Genomic DNA, 20,674 nt, shown 5'->3' on the forward strand with positions numbered 1-20,674 from the left:
CGAAAAGATAATTTTCTTGACATGATGTAAAGGAAAATGTGATGCTGGCAGCACCGCAACGGAGCGACGGCATGGTCACACTCCGCGGCGTCCCTGCATTCCGAACCCGATCTATAGGGAGAAGCCCCGTGAGTCACACCACCCCCGCCGACACCGCCGACGAGACTGCTGCCCCCGGCGGGCAAACCGTCAACACGGTCCTGGGTCCCGTACCCGCAGCCGAACTCGGCGTCGTGGCGGTCCATGAGGCCTTGTTGTCCGTACTCCCGGGCGCCCAATACGCTCCGGACATCTCCATGGACCGGGCAGGGATCTTCAAGGCCCTGGCCGCGAAACTCACCGAGTTCCGCGAGCACGGCGGGCAAACGATCGTCGACAGCACCGGAATGTTCCACGGCCGCGACCTCAGGCTCTACGAGGCGCTTTCCCGGTCCACGGGCGTCCACATCGTCGCTTCCACAGGCCTGGGCCCGGAAGAAGAACTCGGCGGCTACTTCCTGACGCCACAGACCAACCCGCCCACCCCGTGGCCGGCCGAAAAGTTCGCCGAGCTCTTCGGCAAGGAGGTCAGCGAGGGGATGGTGGTTCCCCGGCTTGAGCGCCGCGCCCCCGCAGGCATCGTTGCCACCATCGCCGACCGTGCCGGGATGACCCCCACCGAGGAGAGCCTGTTCCGGGGCTCCGCCCGCGCCGCCAAGGACACCGGCGTTCCGGTCTCCATCCGCTTCGGCGCCGATGTCCTGCACGATCTGGACATCGTCCTGGATGAGCAGATCGACGCCGGGCGCGTGCTTGTCGGCGAACTGGACCGCAAGGACGCCGCGGGCTCAGCCCTTGAGGTGGCCCGCCGCGGAGCATTCGTCGGGATCGACCACGTGGGCTTGAACGACCATCCGGGCTACCTCAGCGACGACGAACGCACCGCGCTGGTTCTCGAGCTTGTCCACGCCGGCCACGCCGACAAGATCATCCTTTCCGGCAACTCGATCGGAGTGGCCAAGGGACTCCCCGAGTACAACCTGCCTTACAGCCACGTGCTGTCCACGTTCGTGCCCTACCTCAAGGCCTGCGGCCTGAGCGATGAGGACTCCCGACGCATCCTTGTGGACAATCCACGCCGGTTGCTCACTGTGCGCTAACCACGCCAACGACCCACCCCCAACAAGCTTGAGAACCCCCGAGGTAAACGAATGACCAAGGTCAACACAGTGCTGGGAACCATCCCGGCCGAAGAACTGGAAATCGTGGCGGTCCACGAACACATCGGCTACGGCATGCCCGGTTCCGAACTCGACACCAAATGGTGGAAAACCCCGGAACAGGCTTACGAAGAAACCGTGCCCAAGCTGCGGCAGTTCCGGCAATACGGCGGGGGCACCTTCGTCGATGCCACGGGTATCTGCAACGGCCGCGACGTCGACTATTACAAGTCTCTGTCCCGGAAAACCGGCGTACACATTGTGGCCAGCACGGGGTTCGTCGGCGGCGACACCGCCTTGCCGCATTTTTCCCGCGCCACCGTTGACTACCTTGCGAAAGTCTTCATCCACGAGCTCACGGTGGGCATCGGAAACACCGGCGCCAAGGCCGGCGTCATCAAGGTCGGCGTGAGCCGCGTTGGACGGATGACATCCTTGGACAAACGCATCTACCGGGCCGCGGCCCGCGCCGCCGTCGTCACCGGCGCGCCGATCCTGACTCACCTGGCCATCGACCCCGAACCGGCGGTGTCCATCTTCAAGGAAGAGGGCCTCTCCCTGGACCGCGTGCTCTTCGGCCACGCCGACGACGGGCTAAACGCTCCGATCACGCCGCACGACTGGATCTACGAGCAGGGCGGCCGAATCGGCTTCGATACCTTCGGCTACGACCTGGAGCTTCCGGATCCCCCGTTTTGGGGCCGCAAGCGCGCCGAACGCATGCAGCACTTCGTCAGCCTCGTGAACAAGGGCTACGTGGACAAGCTCCTCGTTTCGGCAGACGCGAATTGCAGCCCGCTGGGCTGGCCGGGGGTGAAGGGCCACACCATCAACTACATCTTCGAGGACATGATCCCCGACATGCGCGCGGCGGGAATCGACGACGCCACGCTCAAACTCCTGCTCGAAGACAACCCGGCCGACTTCCTGTCGCTGCACGCCTGACGCCGGTCAGGCACCCCAAGCTACCGCTTCGCCAGACTTGGCCGCGGCCAAGGAAGAGTCCAGAAAGTGATCCACGCAATGAAATCTGAAGATATCAAGAAGCTCAATATCGCCATCATCGGCGCAGGGTATGGCGGCGCAGCTGCGGCCAAGTCCCTGAGCCTGCTCGGTGCGAACGTCAACGTGTATGAGCAAGCGTCGCAGATGCGGGAGGTCGGCGCCGGCATAGGATTGCGTCCCGCCACGATGGACCGTTTCAGCACGTGGGGCATCTTCGACGCAATCGCGAAGGTCAGCTCGCCGAGCGACTATTTCGAAATCCTCACGGCCACCGGTGTTCCGATCATGAAGGACACCTGGCCGGAGTTCGGCGGACAGGCCCGCACCTACATCATCCACCGCGGCGACTTCATCGAAGCCTTGCTGGGCGTGCTCCCGGAGGGAATGGTGCACCTGGGCCACAAGCTCGAGAGGATCGAGGAAAAGGACGGCCATTCCGTGCTGAGCTTCACCAACGGCAACACTGTCGAGGCAGACCTCGTGGTTGGTGCCGATGGCATCAAATCCGCGGTGCGCGAGCAGCTCTTCAGCGACAAGGGCCCCGTGTTCTCCGGAGAGCACGCCTATCGCGTGGTCATCTCCGCCGACGACGCCCACGGACTGGTGGTCGACGACAACCTTCGGATGTACATCGGCAAGGGCACCAAGGTCTATCTGTTGCCGCTTCGCCACCGGAACCAGGTGTCCTTCGACATCACTGCACTGAACCCGGACGGCACCTGGGCGCCTGAAGTAGGCAAGGAAAGCCTCCTGGAAACCGTGCGCGGATTCGACGAGCGCATCGTGAACATCACGCGCGGCCTCGACATGAGCGCAGTCAACATCCGTGCCGTCTACGACATCGACCCCGTCGACTCATGGCACACCGACTCCGTGGTGCTCATGGGTGACGCAGCGCACTCGATGCTGCACCACCAAGGACAAGGCGCGAACTCCGCCATCGAGGATGCAGGCGCGCTCGCCGACGCGCTCGGCGAGGCCGAGACGGTCAAGGAGGCGCTGGCCCTCTTCCAGGCCACCCGCAAGCCCGTGACGGACGAGCTCCAGCGCATTTCCCGCCAAGGCTGGAGCGAGGAAGAAGTCGACGATGTCTTCCCGGGTCAGAAACCTACGTCCCAAAAGCCCTCCAGCACGCCAGCAACAACAGAAGGGAGGGCCTGAAAGCCATGGCCATCCACCCGCAAATCGCCAAGGTCCTGGCCACTTTGCCGGCACCCGATGGTTCCCCCTTGGACCCCGGCGCCCTGCGCGCCGGGGAGGCAGCCCAGGTCCCGCCGCTGGCGGAGCGGCTACCGCTGTACTCGGTGGACGACGCCACAGCCGTGACGCCGTCGGGCGAGGTCCCGGTGCGGATCTACACGCCGATGGAGGCCGACTCCTATGGCCTGCTGGTGTACTTCCACGGCGGCGCCTTCTTCCTGGGCAGCCTGGACACCCACGACCACGTGGCACGGGCCTTGGCACAGGAAACCGGGCACAAGGTCATCTCGGTGGAGTATCGTTTGGCCCCCGAGGCCGCCTTCCCGGCAGGGCTCGAAGACTGCTACGCAGTGGTCCTCTGGGCGGCCGGGAAGGGTGGAAGCCTGAAGTGGGACGGGAAGAACCTCGCCGTCGCCGGCGACAGCTCCGGCGGCAACTTCGCCGCCGCCGTCGCCGCGATGGCCCACGACGACGGGTTCAACCGGATCACCCACCAAGTCCTGTTCTACCCCTCACTGGACCTGGACTTCGACGTCGAGCGGTACCCCTCATTGCGCGAGAACGCCGAAGGGTACGGCCTGGAGACAGCGGGCCTTAAGCCTTTCAACTCCTTCTACCTCGAGAGCGGGGCCGACCGTGGCGACCCGCGCGTCTCCCCTGTGAAGCGGGAAGATCTCGCCGGACTGCCGGCGGCGCTGGTCATCACGGCCGAGCACGACCCGCTCCGGGATGAGGGCGAACTCTACGGCCGGCGCTTGGCGCAGGCCGGCGTCGAAGCGAAAGTGGTGCGCTACCCCGGCGCCAACCATGGTTTCGTACAGCATTTCTCCTGGATCCCGGAGCTCTACCGGGCATTCGAGGAGACAGCGGAATTCCTGAACGCGGGGGCCGGACAATGACGACACCGGTCGCTGTGCATCCGCTCGTCTCGCCGTGGGGCCGCTTCGGGCTCTATAGCTTCTTCATCGACGCCGCCGAACCGGCCATCGTCGATACCGGGATCGCGTCCTCCCCGGCTGAAGGCATGATGCCGGCGCTGGAGGCGATCGGACGCCGGATCGAGGACGTCCGCTGGATCCTGCTGACGCACGGGCACATCGACCACATCGGCGGCGCCTACGCCTTGTGGGAGCTCACCGGGCGGCGCGCCCGGGTGGTCATCCATGAGGCCGACGCACCGTTGCTCCGCTCGCGCCGGGCCCATGTGGACGAATACCTGTCCGGGCGGGCGCAGTATGTGCAGGATCCCGACGGCGAAGCGAAGCTCACCGCGGCCACGAATGCCGTGATCTCGGGCGAGATGGAGCCGACGTTGCTGGTGCGGGGCGGCGAGAGCATCCCGCTGGGCGGCGGCGTCACGGTGTCGGTCCACTCGATCCCGGGCCACACCCCGGGGTCGGTCGCTTACGTCCTCGACGGGCAGAATGACGTCTTCGTCGGCGACGCGGTCCAGGTCCACGGCGCGGCCAACGGCTTCCCCGGGTTCGTGGATCCGGCCGCCTACCGCTCGAGCCTTGAATACCTGCGCGATGAAGTCCGTCCCGGGCACTTGTACCTGGGGCACCCCTATCGCCGCGGGGACGGCACGCCCTACGGCGTGGAGCTCGACGCCGAACAGGCCAGGGAAGCGCTCCAGGGGAGCCTGGACATCGAGGCCCGCGTCAACAATGCGGCGTGTGCCAGCTTGACGTTGGGCCTGCAGGACACGGACTCGCCCTACGCCCCCTTTGCGCCCGCGGCCAAGGAGCTTGGATACGAAGGAGATCCCACGCTGGAGCCCTCCCCGTTCTTCACCACCCTGCACGGGTACCGCACGTCGCTGGACCATTTGATCGAAGATGAGGAGACCACCACTCATGGATGACTTTCAGTTGCTGAATGCCAGCGGGCAATCCATAGCTGTCCGCAAGGACCTTCGGGTCCCGATGCGGGACGGCGTCGAGCTCGCGGCGGACGCCTACCTCGGCACCGAAGAAAAGCCGCGGCCGGCCCTGGTTGCCCTGAGTCCGTACGGCAAGGAACTGCAGGCGCTCGCCCTCACTACTCCCCCGCAGCGGCGGCCGAGCCCCATGTGGGACGGCTGCATCGAGGCCGGGGACATCGCCAGGATCGTGAAGGAAGACTACGTCCACGTCATCGGCGACCTCCGCGGCTCGGGCTTCTCGGGCGGCGAGCACATCGGCAACTACAACGCCGGCGGTGTCCCGCTCGGCGAGGATGCCTACGATTTCATCGAATGGGTCGCCGCGCAGCCCTGGTGCGACGGCAACGTCGGCATGGTGGGCATCTCCTACTTCGGTTCCATGCAGGTGCTGGCGGCCGCGGAGCGTCCGCCGCACCTCAAGGCGATCTTTGTCTCCGGCGGCCACTACGACTTCTACGAAACGACGTACCACGGAGGCATCATGTGGTTCATGCCGCGTGCCGCCCGCGAGGGCCGTGGAGGCGACTCCGGCTGGGCGTTCACTGACAACGTCAAGTCCCGCATGATCGAGACGTATTCCCCAGGGGAACTCAAGAAGCTCGTCGCCATGCGCCTTGAGGACCCGGACATCGGTGCCTGGCCGAACCTCGTCCACCTGCTGAACTACCCTAAGAACCATGAGGCCTGGTTCGACATCGTCATGAACGAGCTGGACGGCGAATGGTACGAAGAGCGAAACCCCATCACGCTGGCCCCGAACATCGACATCCCCGTCTGGCTGCAGCTCGACCAGGGCCGCGGGTGGACCCTGGACGGCACCATCGAGCTGTACAGCGCGCTGAAAGGACCGAAAAAGCTGACCATCGGCCCCTACCCGCCCATGCAATCGCGTCCCTTCATCGAGGAGCACGACAAAATGTTCCGGTGGTACGACTACTGGATCAAGGGCATCGACAACGGGGTCATGGACGAGCCGCCCGTCAGCGTCTTCGTGGAGGGCTCGCGCGAGGTGGTGACCGCCGGGCAGTGGCCGCCGAAGGACATCGAATACACGTCCCTCTACTTCCGCCCTCGCCACAAGCTGTCGCAAGAGCCTGAGCCGATGGGTGCCGAGTACGCAGCCCCGGATGGTTTCTATCAAGCCCCGCTAACGGTAACGGACAAGGTGGAGATCCTCTCGTGGAGCACCGACCCGTTCGAGCAGGATACTGAACTCATCGGCGCCGGCGCCGCCCATATCTTCGCGGAAATCGACCAGGCCGACACAAACTTCATCCTGCGGCTCTGGGACTCCGCGCCGAACGGGCAACGGCAGCTGATCACCACTGGATACCTCAAGGCCTCGCACCGCGAGCTGGATGACCGGACCACTGAGGGGAACCCGTACCACCCGCACACCCGGTCCGTGCCCGTGGAGGCCGGGGCGATCGAGGAGTACGTACTGCGCCTCTACCCGTTCGCGAACAGTTTCAAACCAGGCCACCGCCTCACGGTTGAACTGTCCAACAATGAGCCGCTGGCCGACGATCACAACGCACTGCTCCCGCCTGACGCCTTTCATCTGCCGGTGGGCCGCCCCGTCACGCACAAGATCTACCGGGACGCCGCCCACCCATCCCGGCTCGTCTTGCCGTTCACGACGTGAGTGGCTGGGAAGCGGCGTTGATGAATCCGATGACGATCGCTGTCCACCAGCACAGCTGCGAGATGGCCAGGCACGAGAGCATGTGGAAGCGTTGGCCCAGGGTGAGATCCAGAAACGATGCCGAAGGCGGCAGGTGTGCCAGCCGCCTCATGAGCGGGATGAGCATGATGCCGTTCAAGGTGAGGACCAGCACGGCCAGCAGCTTGACGTCCGTCAAGGGGCTGCTCAGGCGGGCGTCAAGGAAGACTCCGCTCGCCAGCAGGCCGGCGAGTCCACCCCAGATCAACGGTGTCGCGGACCCGTCGAGCCGGAGTGTCTCGGCCAGTCCACGCCTGCCAATCAGCCACAGGAACCCGTGCCAGTCCACCAGGAGGATGGCGCCGAAGGACACCACCATGGCAAGAATGTGGGCGATCAGCGCGTAGGTGTGAACGACGCCGACGACGTGCGTGGTCGCCGCCGTCAGCACGGAAGCCAGCCACGCCGTGGCCGCCGAAATGCTCAAGATGACAACCAGCCGGCGCGTGGCCTGTTCGGACTCGCGGCGTCGAGCCGTACGCCTGCTCACTGCGATATAACTCATAACTACCCCGTTGCAGCCCGGAGCGCTGACGGCGGGGGAAGAGCCGCCATGGACGGCTATCCCCTGCCGTGCCTAGGCCGACCAGGCAAACGGAGCCGAGAAGGAGTTCTTCCCGGCGTTGTCCCAGGTCATCCCGAACACGTCCACGCGGGCCGTGCTGGCGGTACCCGCCGCCAGGGTGTCGGCCGGGAAGCCGATTCCGCTGACTTTCACTCCCAGCCCGGTGGCATCCAACGGGGACACGAAGTCCTCAACAGCCATGTCGACGGCGCTGCCAATGCGGACCTGGTGCGAACGCCCGTCCTCGGTGTAGGCCATTTCCAGGGACTCCATTCCCGCCATTTCACCGATCAAGGGGGTCAGGCCCTCCATCGGTCCGCCTAACTGTCCACCGAAGACGCCACCGAGCGCTTCCGCCTGCTCCGGCGAGGCAGCGGCATCCATCAGAACGCCGATCTTCCATCCCCCGTCGCTCATGAGGGCGGGTGTATCGGCGACGACGCAGACCGTCAGGCCCCCGACGTCGACGCCGTTCACCTCACCGGAGTCCACATGAAAGGCGAGGGCCACGTTGCAGCGATCGTTGTCCGCCGGTGCGGTCAACCCGGAAGTGGAACACGGGCAGACCATGTCGCAGTTGCAATTCTCAAAATACGTACCCTCGACGTGCCACGACATCTGGGGCTCCTTTCGACGAGGCATCCCCAGAAAAAGTCTCCTCGTGGCCCGGAACAGTGTCAACGCTCTCCGGATCCCTCACGGATCCATGGGACGTACCTCGATCGGCCACAGCCTGGCCTCCCCGAACTTGCCCGCAATTTCCACCGCCCGGGCCATGTCCACGCAGTCGACCACGTAGTAGCCCGCCACGATTTCCTTCGTTTCGATGAACGGGCCGTCAGTCACCGTAGGCCCGCCGCCGTTGTTTCTCACGAACTTGGCTTCCTCACCCAATTCATGAGCCTCCACGAACTCTCCGGAGGCCCTGAGTTCCTTTTGCAAGGAGGTGTGCGCCTCCATGATCGCGTCGATCTCGGACGCGGGAAGCGCGTTCCAGGTGTCGAAGTTGTTTTGAATCAGCAAGAGGTGTTTCATTTTTTCTCCTTAATGGCAGGGGTGCGGCTGTTCCGTTTGGGTTCGGACAAGGACGAGGACGCAGAACTAGTCTCCGCGAGGCGCCTGCCAAGGTAGCGGCGTTCCGCCTCGGACGGTGCGAGTTCGCAGGCCCGTTGGTATTCGTCCCGCGCCTCCGACCTCCGGCCGAGCCGCCTCAGGAGGTCCGCTTTCGCGGCAGGCAGAAGGTAGTACCCCTCGAGCGACCGCGACTGGTCCAACTGCTCGATGAGGTCAAGCCCGGCTTCGGGACCTTGGGACATCGCGACGGCGACAGCGCGGTTGAGCTCGACAACCGGCGACGGCGCAATCTGCGCCAGGGAATCGTACAGCAGGGCCACCCGGGCGAAGTCTGTACTCCCAGGGGTTCGGGCGGTCATATGGCACGCCGCAATCGCGGCCTGGACACGGTAGCTCCCCGGCCGGGAACGGCGTGAAATTCCAAGCCGTTCGGCCGCGGCAAGGAGCGCAACGGCCTCGGCAATCTCAGCGTGGTCCCACAAGCCGCGGTCCTGCTCCTCCAACGTCACCAAGTCCCCCGCGTCGTCAGTTCGCGTGTTCCGCCTGGCGTGGTGGAACAGCATGAGGGCCAGGAGACCCGCAGCCTCCGGTTCTTGCGGGGAACCGGCGAGCAGCGAAACGAGCAAGCGGTTGAGGCGTATCGCTTCCAGGGCAAGGGACTCGCGGATCAAGGATTCACCGCCCGTGGCGGAATAGCCTTCGTTGAACATGAGATAGAGCACCGCCAAGACCCCGGACGTGCGTTCAGCCCTCAGCTCCGGCGGCGGTACCCGATACGGGATTCCTGCGTCACGGATCTTTGCCCGTGCGCGGACGAGCCGCTTTGACATGGTTGCCTCCGAGACGAGGAACGCGCGCGCAATCTCACCCGTGGTCAGCCCCGCGACGGTGCGCAGCGTCAACGCAACCCTCGCGTCGAGCGGGAGGGCGGGGTGGCAACACGTGAAGATCAGGCGCAGCCGGTCGTCTTCCGCGCCCGGATCAATGCCACCCCGTTCTTCCAGGCTTTCGAGCTGGGCGATGATCGCTAGTTCACCGACCGCCCTCTTTTCGCTGGCGGCACTCCGCATCCGGTCGATTGCCCTGTTCCTGGCCACAGTGGTCAGCCAGGCCCCGGGATTCCTCGGAATGCCGTGCTCGGGCCAGTCGACGAGGGCCTTCGCAAACGCGTCCTGCACACAATCCTCTGCCAGGCTCCAGTCGCCCGTCACGCGGATGAGGGTTGCAGTGATGCGCGCGGTCTGCCCGGAGGAGGCTGCCTCGACGGCGGTCCGGGTATCCGTCAGTCCTGAATCCACGTCTCCCCTCCCACGTTCACGACGCCGGCCACCGGGCGTACCGCTACAGCCCGAGCGGCCACACTGGCCTGATCTCGATCTTGCCGAATCGTGCCATGGGATGCTTGGACGCCACCTCAATGGCCTCATCGAGATCGGCGCACGCGATGATGTCGTATCCGGCAATCCATTCCTTTGTCTCCGCGAACGGGCCGTCCGAGACAACCACCTCGCTCGCCCGCACCGTGACGGTGGTCGCGTCCTCGACAGGACGCAGCCGATCACCGTGGCGGCTCACGCCCCGGCTTTCCATCTCGGCCACCCATTCCTCGATATTGTCCTCGGCGGCGACATATTCCGGCGCTGCTGGATCGCTGCAAATGAAAAGCATGTACTCCACGATGACTCCTTTTTATCGGTTGATACACCATGACGACGGGCGGGACCCCGCGAAAAGGACACTGCCACGGAAATTCTTTTCTTCAAGCAAAAAAGGCCGTGATCCTGCCCCCTTGACCATGTTGACACCCACAAGGGCGGGGGCAAGACTGATCATAGGTTCGCGTCCTGCGCGCGGCAGGACGTCTGGCCCTAAGGGGTGGACAATGCAGATTCCGGCTCCATTTGATTATGAGCGCGCGAGTGACGTCGCAAACGCGCTGGCCCTCCTCGAACGCCACGGTCCCGAGTCGCGCATCATCGCAGGCGGACACAGCCTGCTGCCGATGATGAAGCTGCGGCTGGCGCGGCCGGAGTGGCTCATCGACATCAACGACCTGGCGGAACTGGAATTCATCCGCCGGGACGGTGAAGAGTTGCGCGTGGGAGCATTGACCCGCCACACGGCGCTCCTCGAGTCCGCCGACGTCGCCGATCTCTTCCCGATCATTCACGACGCCGAGCAGGTGATCGCGGATCCTGTGGTCCGCAACCGCGGAACAATCGGCGGCTCCCTCTGCCAGGCCGATCCGGCGGAAGACCTCTCTACCGTTTGCGATGTTCTGCGCGCCCAGGCCGTGATCCGCGGGCCCGACGGCGAACGGACCGTCCCGATGTCGGATTTCCACCGCGGCCCCTACGAAACCGCGGTGGCGCAAAACGAACTGTTGTACGAAGTCCGCTTTGCGATCCGCCCGCGCTCGGGCAGCGCCTATGAAAAGGTGGAACGGCGGGTGGGTGACTGGGCGGTCGTCGCGGCCGGGGCCGCCGTCGGGCTGGCCGCGGACGGCACGGTGGAGGAGGCCGCAATCGGGCTGACGGCGGTCGGACTGGACGGCACTATTCCCGAGGCCGAGGCCGTGCTCCTCGGACAACAGCCGCATGAAGAGCTGTTCGTCGAAGCCGCACGCATCGCAGCCGCCGCATGCCACCCGGTGGACGACCAGCGTGGGCCGGTCGACTACAAACGGCACCTGGCCGACGAACTTACCCGCAGGGTCCTGCGCCGTGCTTGTGCGCGTGCCGCAGGTGCACAGGAAGGCTGAAGGCAATGCAGATCAGCATGGCGGTCAACGGGGACGAGGTGACCCGGGAGATCGAACCCCGCGTGTTGCTGGTCCACTTCATCCGCGAAAACCTTGGATTGACCGGCACGCACTGGGGATGCGACACGAGCAACTGCGGAACCTGCGTGGTCCTCATGGATGGACAACCGGTGAAGTCGTGCACCGTGCTGGCAGCCATGGCCGACGGACACGACATCCGGACCGTCGAGGGACTGGCCGTCGGCGGCACGCTCGATCCCGTGCAGCAAGGGTTCATGGAGGAACACGGCCTGCAATGCGGATTCTGCACTCCCGGCATGATGCTCACCGCCAGGGCCCTGCTGGACCGCAAGCCGCATCCCGACGACGCCGAAATCCGCCAAGCCATCTCCGGCCAGATTTGCCGGTGCACCGGGTACGCGACGATCGTCCGCTCGGTGCAATGGGCCGCAGCCCACCCGCCTGGTTGGGACACTGAGACGGACGCTGGGACGGACGACGGCGGTGCCGCCGGCACCACCGCGGAAGAGGTGACGGCATGACCACCGTTCAGGAGCATGCACCCAACCCGGCGGCCGGAGACCCGGGCCGCCCGATCGGGTTCGGCCGCCTCCAGCGCAAAGAGGACCCGCGGTTCGTCCGCGGCAAGGGCAATTACCTCGACGACATCGTGTTGCCCGGCATGCTGCACGGAGCCATCCTGCGCGCACCCGTCGCGCATGCCCGGCTGGTGTCGATAGACACGTCCGAAGCGTTGGCGCATCCCGGCGTCCGTGCGGTCATCACCGGCAAGGACCTGCAGGCCCTCAACCTCGCGTGGGCGCCTACCCTGTCGGCGGACGTGCAGGCAGTCCTTGTCACGGACAAGGTCCGCTTCCAGGGCCAGGAGGTCGCTTTCGTCGTCGCAGAGGACCGCTACGCCGCCCGGGACGCCCTCGAGCTGATCGACGTCGAATACGACATGTTGCCACCCGTGATTGATGCCCGCCACGCCCTCGACGCCGACGCGCCGGTCATCCGGGACGATATCGAGGGCCGGACGGACAACCGGATCTTCGATTGGGAGATCGGCGATGCCGCTGAAACCGAGGCGGTGTTCGCCGCCGCCGACGTCGTCCTCACCCAGGAGGTCGTGTACCCGAGAGTGCACCCTGCACCCATGGAAACCTGCGGTGCCGTGGCGGACTTCGACCCGATCGACGGCAGGCTGACACTCTACGAAACAACCCAGGCCCCTCATGCCCACCGGACGCTGTACGCGATAGTCGCCGGCATCCCGGAGCACAAGATCCGGATCGTCTCCCCCGATATCGGCGGGGGCTTCGGCAACAAGGTGGGCATCTATCCCGGCTACGTCCTGGCCGTCGTCGGCTCGATCGTCACCGGCAAGCCGGTCAAATGGGTGGAGGACCGCTCGGAAAACCTGATGTCGACGTCGTTCGCCCGCGACTACATCATGCAGGGCGAGATCGCAGCCACCAAGGAAGGCAAGATCCTGGCAGTCCGGACCAGCGTGCTGGCAGACCACGGCGCCTTCAACGCGACCGCGCAGCCCACCAAGACCCCGGCCGGTTTCTTCTCCATCTTCACCGGGAGCTACGACCTGAAGGCGGCCTACTGCAAAGTCACGGGTGTCTACACCAACAAGGCGCCCGGGGGCGTGGCCTACGCCTGTTCCTTCCGCGTGACGGAAGCTGTCTACCTCGTGGAGCGCATGGTGGACATCCTGGCCCGGAAACTGGAGATGGATCCGGCAGAGCTCCGGCTGAAGAACTTCATCAAACCGGAACAATTCCCTTACGCCAACAAGACCGGCTGGGTCTACGACTCCGGCAACTACGAGCCCGCCATGCGGTTGTCCATGCACATGGCCGGGTACGAGGACCTCCGGCGCGAGCAGCGCGAAAAGCGGGAGCGCGGCGAGCTCATGGGCATCGGCGTCTCCTTCTTCACCGAGACCGTCGGCGCCGGGCCCCGCAAGCACTTCGACATCGTCGGACTCGGGATGGCCGACGGCGCCGAACTCCGCGTCCACCCCACGGGCAAGGCCGTCGTCAGGATCTCGGTACAGAGCCAGGGGCAGGGCCACGAGACCACGTTCGCCCAGATCGTGGCCGAGGAGCTCGGCATCCCGCCGGAGAGCATCGACGTCGTCCACGGCGACACCGACCAAACGCCTTTCGGCCTGGGCACCTATGGGAGCCGCTCGACGCCGGTCAGCGGCGGCGCGGTGGCGCTGGTGGCGCGGAAGGTCCGGGACAAGGCGCGGTTCATTGCGGCGGCCATGCTTGAGACGCGGCCCGAGGACCTTGAGTGGGAAAAGGGCCGCTGGTTCGTGAAAGGCGATCCAAGCGCCGGCAAGACGATCGCCGAGATCGCGTTCGGCGCCCACGGCACAGTGGCTCTCCCGGACGGCATCGACGGCAACCTGGACGCGGAGGTGACCTATGACCCTCCCAACCTGACGTTCCCGTTCGGCGCCTACATTTGCGTGGTGGACGTCGACGCCGGGACCGGCCACGTCAAGGTCCGGCGCTTCATCGCGGTGGACGACTGCGGAACCCGGATCAACCCGATGATCATCGAAGGCCAGGTCCACGGCGGGCTGACCGACGGCGTCGGGATGGCGCTCATGGAAATCATCGCGTTCGACGAGGACGGCAACTGCCTCAGCGGATCCTTCATGGACTACCTCATCCCGACGGCGATGGAAGTCCCCGACTGGGAGACAGGGTTCACCGTCACACCGTCCCCTCACCACCCCATCGGCGCCAAAGGCATCGGCGAATCGGCCACGGTCGGATCCCCTCCAGCCATCGTCAACGCCATCGTGGATGCCTTGGCGCCGTACGGCGTGACCCACATGGATATGCCGTGCACGCCCGCCCGGGTGTGGGAGGCCATGCAGGGCCGAGCCAGGCCACCGGTGTGACATGCCCTTGCACGGAGAAGCCTTGGCCGCGAAGGCGCAGGAACTCGTAGGACGTCGGGAACCGTTTGTGCGCGCCACGGTAGTGCGCGCGCAGCATCCCACCAGTGCCCATGCCGGGGACACCGCCCTGGTGTTGGCCAACGGAGACATCGACGGGTTCCTTGGGGGCACATGCGTCGAGGCTTCCGTGCGCGAATACGGATTGCAGACGTTGTCCAAGCACGAACCGCTGTTGCTCCGCGTTGTTCCCGGCGAACCGTCCCGCACCCGCGAGGAGGGCGCCGTCGAGGTCGCCAACCCCTGCCTCAGCGGCGGCGCGGTGGAGATCTTCCTTGAGCCGCACATGCCCGCTCCCCGGGTGGTCGTAGTCGGTGCAACCCCCGTGGCGCAGGCCTTGGCTGCCTTGGGTGCCATCCTCGACCTGGACATGGAACTCAGCGACGGAACCGCTGCTGAACCGCGGGCCGACGACGCCGCCCTCATCGTCGCGTCCCAGGGTCGGGACGAGGAGCCCGCGTTGGAGGCAGCGCTCCGGCTGGGGGTACCGTACGTCGCCCTCGTCGCGAGCCGCACACGCGGCGCGGCCGTCCTGGCCTCGCTCGACGTCGACGACGACGAGCGGGCGCAGGTGCACAGCCCGGCGGGCCTGCTGCTGGGCGGCCGGACACCTGCCGAAATCGCGCTGTCGATACTGGCGGAACTTGTGTCCGTGCGCCACCTTGGCAGGTCCGCTGCGGCGGCGGAGACTGAGACGGCGGATCCGGTTCCGGCGAGCGCCGAACCTGCGAGCGCCGTGGATCCCGTCTGCGGCATGAGCGTCGCGGCTGTGGAGTCGACGTTGCACGCCGAGCATGCAGGAACGACGTATAACTTCTGTTCCGCTGGATGCCGGAGGGCTTTCCTCGCCGATCCGGAACACTATGCCACCGCGTCGTGAACCCCCCGCCGCCCGAGCGGCGCGCTCGGGCGCGGAAGACGAGGTGCGGCGGCTTGTCCCGGATGTTTCCGCGCTCATGTCCGCCCTCGACGACGGCGACTACCTTGCCGACGTCGGGTTGGCCACCGCTCTGTTCCTGTCCGTCCGGTTGCCGCAACCCATCCTGTTGGAGGGTGAGGCCGGCGTCGGGAAGACCGAGGCGGCGAAGGCCCTGGCCAAGGTGCTCGGCACTCCCCTGTACCGTCTGCAGTGCTACGAGGGCATAGATGTGGGCGAGGCCCTCTACGAGTGGAACCACCAACGGCAGCTTCTGGGCATCCGCTTGGCCGAGGTCCGGGACGTCCGCGTGGAAGAGGCTGATCTTTTCGGGGAACAGTATTTGTTGCGTCGACCGCTGCTGAAGGCGATCGAGCATCGCGGGCCGCGCCCGGCCGTCCTGCTGTTGGACGAGATCGACCGGGCGGACGCTGAGTTCGAGGCCTTCACCTTCGAGCTGCTGGCCGAGGCCGCAGTGACGATCCCGGAGCTGGGCACGATCCGGGCCACGCATCCGCCGGTCGTCGTCCTGACCTCCAACCGGACGAGGGACCTGCACGACGCGCTGACCCGGCGCTGCCTCTACCACTGGATTGACTACCCCCGGCCCGAGCGCATCGCCGCGATCGTGCGGCGCAGGGTGCCCGGGAGCGCCGAGCCGCTCGCCTTGGACGCCGCAGCCGCGATCACGAGGCTGCGGTCCCTGGACATGGCCAAACCCCCGGGGATCGCGGAGGCAATCGACTGGGTGGCCGCCCTCACGGTGCTCGGCGTGGAACGGCTGGACCCGGCCGCGGTGAAACAGACCTGGGGTTCGGTCCTGAAGAATCGCGACGATCTGGACACGGCCTGGGCGCGTGGCCCCGCGTGGGTGGCCGGCAGCCATGACTGAATACCCGCTCAGGAATGGCCTGGCGCATGTCGATGCCGCGGCTTTGGCGGTGGGGCTCAGCACGGCCCTGCGCCGTGCCGGGCTGCCGGGTTCTCCTGATCGCGTGGCCTGGCTGGCGCAGGCACTCAGGCTCGTTCCCCCTCTTGCGCGAGAGCCGCTGTACTGGACGTGCCGGGTGGCCCTCGTCTCCTCGCACGAACAACTGCCGGTATTCGATGCCGTCTTCTCTGCCGCGTTTGACGGGATCCTCGATCCAGCGGACACCCGCGGCGATGCCAACAGCCCTCCGGCAGGCCGCGCGGCAGAGCACATCCGGGCCGCTCCCGGCGAACGAGTACCCGCTCATGCGGGCAGCCGCGTCCCGGCGTCGCGGACACCCGTCGCCACCCCCGGCGTGGAGGGCGGGAACGGCGAATCCGACGCACCCTGGGTCGAGGCAATCCTGGCGATGGCCTCCCCTGACGAGCACCTGCATGAGAAGTCCTTCGCCGAGCTCACCCCCGAGGAAACAGCCCGCGTGCGCCAGCTGGTGCGGCGCATCATGCTGGCTACCCCGGAGCGACGAAGCCGCAGGACACGCCAGTCGACCCGCAGCGGCGCCAAGCTGGACCTCCGGCGCACCATCCGCGCGGCCCGGCGCAGCGGCGGTGACGCGAGCTCCCTTGTCTATGCCCGCCGTCGTCCGCGTCCGCGCCGCTTGGTGTTCCTGTGCGATATATCCGGCTCCATGGAACCGTACACGCAGGTCTTCCTTTCCCTGCTTCAAGGCGCAGTAGCCGGGGCCCAGGCCGAAGCTTTCGTGTTTTCCACCCGGCTGACCAGGCTGACCCGGCAGCTGTCGAACCGCAACGCTGACGAAGCCCTGGCGCTGGGAGCCGCCGCCGCCCGGGATTGGGCGGGTGGCACCCGCCTTGCGGAGAGCATCCAACGGTTCATCGATGGCCATGGACGCCGTGGATTGGCACGGGGTGCGGTGGTTGTGGTGCTCTCGGACGGTTGGGCCCAGGACGCACCGGAACTGGTGGACGCCCAGATGGCGAGGCTGCGGCGCCTCGCCTTCCGGATCGTCTGGGTCAATCCGAGGAAGGCGGGGACGGACTTCCAACCGCTTGCAGGTGGTATGGCCGCTGCGCTGCCCTATTGCGACGCCTTCGTCAGCGGCCACAATTACGCCGCGTTGGCGGAAGCCGCAACCGCCATCCGCTCGCAGCGGTCACGTCCGGCAAGGGGCCGCGGAAACGGCCGCGTAGGGCAACTGAACAGGTCAGGAGAGGACAGGCATGACTGAGACCGCCATAGATCTTGTTGGCGTGACGAAGCGGTTCGGTTCCCTCACCGCCGTCGACGACCTCAGCCTGCAGGTTGAACGCGGGGAGATTTTCGGCCTCCTCGGACCCAACGGCTCAGGCAAGACGACCACCATCGACATGATCAGCGGCCTCAGCCGCCCAAGCTCCGGCCACGTCACGGTTCTGGGCGTCGACCTGCTCAAGGATCCGCGCGGGATCCGGCGCTCGCTCGGGACAGTGCCGCAGGAGAACGCCCTGTACGAGGAACTCACGGCGGAGGCCAACCTCCGGTTTCATGCCGACCTCTTCGACGTGCCCAGGCACGGCCTCGAGAGAAAGATCACGTCGCTGCTTGAGCTTGCGCAGTTGGTGGAACGCCGGAAGAGCCGCGTTTCAACTTTCTCCGGCGGCATGAAGCGAAGGCTCGCATTGGTCCGGGCCATGCTCCACGAACCCGAGCTGCTCTACTTCGACGAACCGACCCTCGGCGTCGACGTGCAAAGCAGGCATGCCCTCTGGGACCGGATCCTCGAGCTCAAGGATCACGGCACCACCGTACTCATCACCAGCAACTACCTTGAGGAAGCCAACGCCTTGTGCGATCGCTTGGCCATTATCGACCGCGGACGACTGGTAGCGCTCGATTCGCCGTCCAAATTGCGGCGCAGCTTCGGCGACACGGTGCTTGAAATGCGCACGCGTCCAGCGCCCGGGGAGGAGATCGTTCGAACGGTTCTCGCGCTCCCCGGCGTTGTCTCGGCAATTGCTTCCGACGGCTCGCTGAAGGTCACGGTGGAGGGCGGCGCCGATGCCACCGGCAGGGTGGTGACCGCCGTCGTCGGTGGAACCAGCCTGGAGGAGATCCAGAGCCGGGAGCCGAGCCTCGACGAGGTCTTCCTGAGCCTGACAGGCAAGGAGCTTCGGGAATGAGCCTCCGCCATGACCTGCGTGTGGTCCGGGCCGTCGCGGCAACGGACATCCGCCTGACCCTCCGGGAACCCTTGTTCGCGGTCATCGGCGTCCTCATCCCGATCAACTTCCTGCTTCTCTTCCTGCTCTTCGCGATCAGCGGCGGCCAGGCACCGATCGCCGTGGTGATGAATGACCATGGTCCGCTCGCGGAACGCTTCGTCCAGGCCATGGACGGCGCGCATTCGTTCATCATCCACACCGCGACCCCCGCCGATGCGGAACGGGAGATCCGCTCCGGCGGCATTGTCGCCGTCGTGACCGTGCCGCAAGGGTTCGACTCCGCCCTCGCCGCCAGAGAGCGGATCGAGATTCCGGTGGAAGTCAACAACTTGAACGTCGACTTCACCAACGACATCCGGCGGGCCGTTCCGCTGTCCATCACGTCCTTCTACGCGGATGCCTTCCCCGAGCAGGTGGTGGTGACAGCCCGCGAGTCCGATGTGCAGGCCCAGGACACCGGCTACATCCCCTACCTCGCCGTGAGCATCATGGTTGCCGGCCTGATGCTCGCGTCCCAACTGCAGGGCAGCGTCAATACCGCGCGCGACTACGAGCTCGGGACCATCAAGGAACTCGCGCTGGCGCCTGTGAGCCGTCTGACCATCGGTGTGGGCAAGGTACTTGGTGCCGCAGTCCTCGCCTCGGCATCCGCGCTGCTGCTACTCGCCGTCGTGGTCCTCTTTATCGGAGTCCGCCCGCTCCATCCCCTTGAAGTAGTGGGCTTCGGACTCCTGATTCTTGCGACCTTTCTCGCCCTCGGTGTCCTTGTCGGGACGCTGGTCCGTAGGAGACAGCAGGCAATCCCCCTGTCGATCGCGGCTGTCCTTCCCCTGTTCTTCTTGAGCGGACCGTTCGGGCCGGCGAACTGGCTGGGTGCCATCCCGGGCGCGATCGCCGCGATATCGCCCCTCACGTATGCGATCGCGGCCTTCCAGCACGCCTTCCACGGTTACCAGACTGCTCCGCAAGGCCTTGCTGTCGACGCGATCGTGCTGGCAGCCTTCACCGTGGTGGCCATCGGGTGCGCGGCTTTCGTGTTCGGCCGGCGGGGGGCGGGGCACTAATGGCCGCCGGACGTGCCGTGCTCGCCATTGCGGCGAAAGACATCCTGACCTGGTTCCGCACGCCGTCGGCGATTCTGGCCAGCCTCCTGCCGCCTGTCGCGTTCATGCTGATCATCTTCGTGGTGGCCGGTGCGGTGGGCCGCAACCCGGTGGCGCTGGTGGTGGAGGACAGCGGACCGCAGGCTCAACGACTCGTCTCGATCCTTGAGAACTCGGATGCCTTCCGCGTCCAGCGTGCCGACCCCGCTGAAGCCACACACCTGCTGGACACCCTTCAGGTTGCGGCGGTCATTACCGTGCCGGCCACGTTCGACGACGACTTCCGGGCACAGCGGCCCGACCCCGTCAGCGTGCAGATCAACAACCTGAACCTCGACTTCACCAACGATCTGCGCCGCTCGGTTCCCGCTGCGATTACCACCTTCTATGCCGGCCAGCCGGACACGCCGATCATGGTGGGCGTCGCCGAATCTGACTTGAGGCCGCACGACGTCGACCTGGTCCAGTTCCAGCTCGTGCCGATCCTGGTGCTCCTGCTCACGATCATGGGAATCGTGAACGGCGGACTGGCCGCCGCCCGTGAGTTCGAGGATCTGACCATCAAGGCCCTTTTGCTCTCGCCGATCGCCCGCGGCACCTTGATCATCGGCAAAATCCTGGCGTGCTGGGTCACGACGATGCTCGTGGCGGCGGTGGTGCTGGTCTTGTCGTTCGCCTTCGGGGTCCTCCGGCCTGCCGGCTGGTATTGGTTGCCGGCGCTGGCCGCGATCGGGCTGATCGCGCTGGCGGCCTCGGGGCTCGGCACTGCCCTGGGAGGTGCGCTGCGGCGCTTCTCAGCCGTCGCCGGGGCCGGAATCAACCTATCGATCTACCTGTTCTTCCTCAGCGGAGGCATCAGTGTTGCAGCGTTCCTGCCCGGATGGATCCAGGCCATAGCGCACTTCACCCCGACCTTCTACGGCGTGGACGCGCTCGAGGCGGCGATCTTTTACCAGTCGACCGACAACCTGGGCCGCGACTTCGCGGTGCTCATGGCGACAGCCGCCGTCGGGCTCGCGTTAGGGACGCTGTCCCTTAGACGGCGGCTCGTCGATTACTAGG

At 66.0% G+C, this 20,674-nt stretch carries 20 protein-coding genes; 15 read left to right on the top strand and 5 right to left on the bottom strand.

What is annotated here, in order from left to right:
- The first annotated feature begins 128 nt into the window (after positions 1-128).
- From KNN17_RS09950 to KNN17_RS09975, 6 genes are all read left to right on the top strand, one after another.
- A complete protein-coding gene (locus KNN17_RS09950) occupies positions 129-1,139 on the top strand; it encodes a phosphotriesterase (RefSeq protein ID WP_241708644.1) in 1,011 nt (336 codons plus the stop codon).
- A gap of 51 nt (positions 1,140-1,190) precedes the next feature.
- The gene (locus tag KNN17_RS09955) at positions 1,191-2,144 is read left to right on the top strand and encodes a phosphotriesterase (protein ID WP_241708646.1); all 954 of its coding nucleotides are present in this window, start codon (positions 1,191-1,193) and stop codon (positions 2,142-2,144) included.
- A 78-nt stretch (positions 2,145-2,222) separates the two neighbouring features.
- Positions 2,223-3,365: an FAD-dependent oxidoreductase gene (locus KNN17_RS09960; RefSeq protein WP_241708647.1), complete on the top strand. Its 1,143-nt coding sequence runs from the start codon at positions 2,223-2,225 to the stop codon at positions 3,363-3,365.
- 5 nt (positions 3,366-3,370) lie between these two features.
- Positions 3,371-4,303, top strand: a complete 933-nt coding sequence (locus KNN17_RS09965; RefSeq protein ID WP_241708648.1) for an alpha/beta hydrolase — start codon at positions 3,371-3,373, stop codon at positions 4,301-4,303.
- Positions 4,300-5,268 (top strand): MBL fold metallo-hydrolase, encoded by a 969-nt coding sequence (locus KNN17_RS09970; RefSeq protein WP_241708649.1) that lies wholly within the window; start codon positions 4,300-4,302, stop codon positions 5,266-5,268. The genes KNN17_RS09965 and KNN17_RS09970 overlap by 4 nt, the downstream gene beginning before the upstream one ends.
- On the top strand, positions 5,261-6,973 hold the full coding sequence (locus KNN17_RS09975) for a CocE/NonD family hydrolase (RefSeq protein ID WP_241708650.1): 1,713 nt from the start codon (positions 5,261-5,263) through the stop codon (positions 6,971-6,973). Before KNN17_RS09970 ends, KNN17_RS09975 begins: the two co-directional genes overlap by 8 nt.
- On the opposite strand, the gene KNN17_RS09980 is transcribed toward KNN17_RS09975, so the two are convergent.
- From KNN17_RS09980 to KNN17_RS10000, 5 genes are all read right to left on the bottom strand, one after another.
- Complete coding sequence (locus tag KNN17_RS09980) at positions 6,963-7,556, bottom strand: hypothetical protein (RefSeq protein WP_241708651.1); 594 nt, start codon at positions 7,554-7,556, stop codon at positions 6,963-6,965. The two genes, KNN17_RS09975 and KNN17_RS09980, sit on opposite strands and share 11 nt — an antisense overlap.
- Before the next feature lie 72 nt (positions 7,557-7,628).
- A complete protein-coding gene (locus tag KNN17_RS09985; RefSeq protein ID WP_241708652.1) occupies positions 7,629-8,234 on the bottom strand; it encodes a DUF1326 domain-containing protein in 606 nt (201 codons plus the stop codon).
- Positions 8,235-8,312: 78 nt separating this feature from the next.
- Positions 8,313-8,651: a YciI family protein gene (locus KNN17_RS09990; RefSeq protein WP_241708654.1), complete on the bottom strand. Its 339-nt coding sequence runs from the start codon at positions 8,649-8,651 to the stop codon at positions 8,313-8,315.
- Positions 8,648-9,988, bottom strand: coding sequence for an RNA polymerase sigma factor (locus KNN17_RS09995; RefSeq protein WP_241708655.1), 1,341 nt, complete (start codon positions 9,986-9,988; stop codon positions 8,648-8,650). Before KNN17_RS09995 ends, KNN17_RS09990 begins: the two co-directional genes overlap by 4 nt.
- A gap of 43 nt (positions 9,989-10,031) precedes the next feature.
- The gene (locus tag KNN17_RS10000; protein ID WP_242598706.1) at positions 10,032-10,358 is read right to left on the bottom strand and encodes a YciI family protein; all 327 of its coding nucleotides are present in this window, start codon (positions 10,356-10,358) and stop codon (positions 10,032-10,034) included.
- A gap of 214 nt (positions 10,359-10,572) precedes the next feature.
- Here KNN17_RS10000 and KNN17_RS10005 point away from each other — a divergent pair, with 214 nt between their 5' ends.
- The 9 genes from KNN17_RS10005 to KNN17_RS10045 all read left to right on the top strand — a co-directional run bounded on the left by KNN17_RS10005 (position 10,573) and on the right by KNN17_RS10045 (position 20,673).
- Positions 10,573-11,451 carry an FAD binding domain-containing protein gene (locus tag KNN17_RS10005; RefSeq protein WP_241708658.1) on the top strand — a complete coding sequence of 293 codons (879 nt, stop codon included), beginning with the start codon at positions 10,573-10,575 and terminating at the stop codon, positions 11,449-11,451.
- A gap of 5 nt (positions 11,452-11,456) precedes the next feature.
- Positions 11,457-11,993, top strand: coding sequence for a (2Fe-2S)-binding protein (locus tag KNN17_RS10010; RefSeq protein ID WP_241708660.1), 537 nt, complete (start codon positions 11,457-11,459; stop codon positions 11,991-11,993).
- Complete coding sequence (locus tag KNN17_RS10015; RefSeq protein WP_241708664.1) at positions 11,990-14,383, top strand: aerobic carbon-monoxide dehydrogenase large subunit; 2,394 nt, start codon at positions 11,990-11,992, stop codon at positions 14,381-14,383. Before KNN17_RS10010 ends, KNN17_RS10015 begins: the two co-directional genes overlap by 4 nt.
- Before the next feature lies 1 nt (position 14,384).
- Positions 14,385-15,320 (top strand): XdhC family protein, encoded by a 936-nt coding sequence (locus KNN17_RS10020; RefSeq protein WP_241708665.1) that lies wholly within the window; start codon positions 14,385-14,387, stop codon positions 15,318-15,320.
- 43 nt (positions 15,321-15,363) lie between these two features.
- Positions 15,364-16,248, top strand: coding sequence for an AAA family ATPase (locus tag KNN17_RS10025; protein WP_308196790.1), 885 nt, complete (start codon positions 15,364-15,366; stop codon positions 16,246-16,248).
- 541 nt (positions 16,249-16,789) lie between these two features.
- Positions 16,790-17,536 (top strand): VWA domain-containing protein, encoded by a 747-nt coding sequence (locus KNN17_RS22635; RefSeq protein WP_372489653.1) that lies wholly within the window; start codon positions 16,790-16,792, stop codon positions 17,534-17,536.
- On the top strand, positions 17,529-18,467 hold the full coding sequence (locus KNN17_RS10035) for an ABC transporter ATP-binding protein (RefSeq protein WP_241708670.1): 939 nt from the start codon (positions 17,529-17,531) through the stop codon (positions 18,465-18,467). Before KNN17_RS22635 ends, KNN17_RS10035 begins: the two co-directional genes overlap by 8 nt.
- A complete protein-coding gene (locus KNN17_RS10040; protein WP_241708672.1) occupies positions 18,464-19,573 on the top strand; it encodes an ABC transporter permease in 1,110 nt (369 codons plus the stop codon). The genes KNN17_RS10035 and KNN17_RS10040 overlap by 4 nt, the downstream gene beginning before the upstream one ends.
- Positions 19,573-20,673: an ABC transporter permease gene (locus KNN17_RS10045; RefSeq protein WP_241708676.1), complete on the top strand. Its 1,101-nt coding sequence runs from the start codon at positions 19,573-19,575 to the stop codon at positions 20,671-20,673. Before KNN17_RS10040 ends, KNN17_RS10045 begins: the two co-directional genes overlap by 1 nt.
- The last annotated feature ends 1 nt before the right edge of the window (position 20,674 follow it).

The organism is Arthrobacter bambusae, from assembly GCF_022606295.1.
Lineage (GTDB): Bacteria > Actinomycetota > Actinomycetes > Actinomycetales > Micrococcaceae > Arthrobacter > Arthrobacter bambusae_A.

Excerpts from the sequence above, each read along its gene's own strand:
- KNN17_RS22635 (WP_372489653.1), top strand. The coding sequence starts at position 16,790 with ATGCTGGCTACCCCGGAGCGACGAAGCCGCAGGACACGCCAGTCGACC.
- KNN17_RS10045 (WP_241708676.1), top strand. The coding sequence starts at position 19,573 with ATGGCCGCCGGACGTGCCGTGCTCGCCATTGCGGCGAAAGACATCCTG.
- KNN17_RS10015 (WP_241708664.1), top strand. The coding sequence starts at position 11,990 with ATGACCACCGTTCAGGAGCATGCACCCAACCCGGCGGCCGGAGACCCG.
- KNN17_RS09955 (WP_241708646.1), top strand. The coding sequence starts at position 1,191 with ATGACCAAGGTCAACACAGTGCTGGGAACCATCCCGGCCGAAGAACTG.
- KNN17_RS09960 (WP_241708647.1), top strand. The coding sequence starts at position 2,223 with ATGAAATCTGAAGATATCAAGAAGCTCAATATCGCCATCATCGGCGCA.
- KNN17_RS09990 (WP_241708654.1), bottom strand. The coding sequence starts at position 8,651 with ATGAAACACCTCTTGCTGATTCAAAACAACTTCGACACCTGGAACGCG.
- KNN17_RS10010 (WP_241708660.1), top strand. The coding sequence starts at position 11,457 with ATGCAGATCAGCATGGCGGTCAACGGGGACGAGGTGACCCGGGAGATC.
- KNN17_RS10035 (WP_241708670.1), top strand. The coding sequence starts at position 17,529 with ATGACTGAGACCGCCATAGATCTTGTTGGCGTGACGAAGCGGTTCGGT.
- KNN17_RS10005 (WP_241708658.1), top strand. The coding sequence starts at position 10,573 with ATGCAGATTCCGGCTCCATTTGATTATGAGCGCGCGAGTGACGTCGCA.
- KNN17_RS09965 (WP_241708648.1), top strand. The coding sequence starts at position 3,371 with ATGGCCATCCACCCGCAAATCGCCAAGGTCCTGGCCACTTTGCCGGCA.
- KNN17_RS09975 (WP_241708650.1), top strand. The coding sequence starts at position 5,261 with ATGGATGACTTTCAGTTGCTGAATGCCAGCGGGCAATCCATAGCTGTC.
- KNN17_RS10020 (WP_241708665.1), top strand. The coding sequence starts at position 14,385 with ATGCCCTTGCACGGAGAAGCCTTGGCCGCGAAGGCGCAGGAACTCGTA.
- KNN17_RS09985 (WP_241708652.1), bottom strand. The coding sequence starts at position 8,234 with ATGTCGTGGCACGTCGAGGGTACGTATTTTGAGAATTGCAACTGCGAC.
- KNN17_RS10040 (WP_241708672.1), top strand. The coding sequence starts at position 18,464 with ATGAGCCTCCGCCATGACCTGCGTGTGGTCCGGGCCGTCGCGGCAACG.
- KNN17_RS09980 (WP_241708651.1), bottom strand. The coding sequence starts at position 7,556 with ATGAGTTATATCGCAGTGAGCAGGCGTACGGCTCGACGCCGCGAGTCC.
- KNN17_RS09970 (WP_241708649.1), top strand. The coding sequence starts at position 4,300 with ATGACGACACCGGTCGCTGTGCATCCGCTCGTCTCGCCGTGGGGCCGC.
- KNN17_RS10000 (WP_242598706.1), bottom strand. The coding sequence starts at position 10,358 with ATGCTTTTCATTTGCAGCGATCCAGCAGCGCCGGAATATGTCGCCGCC.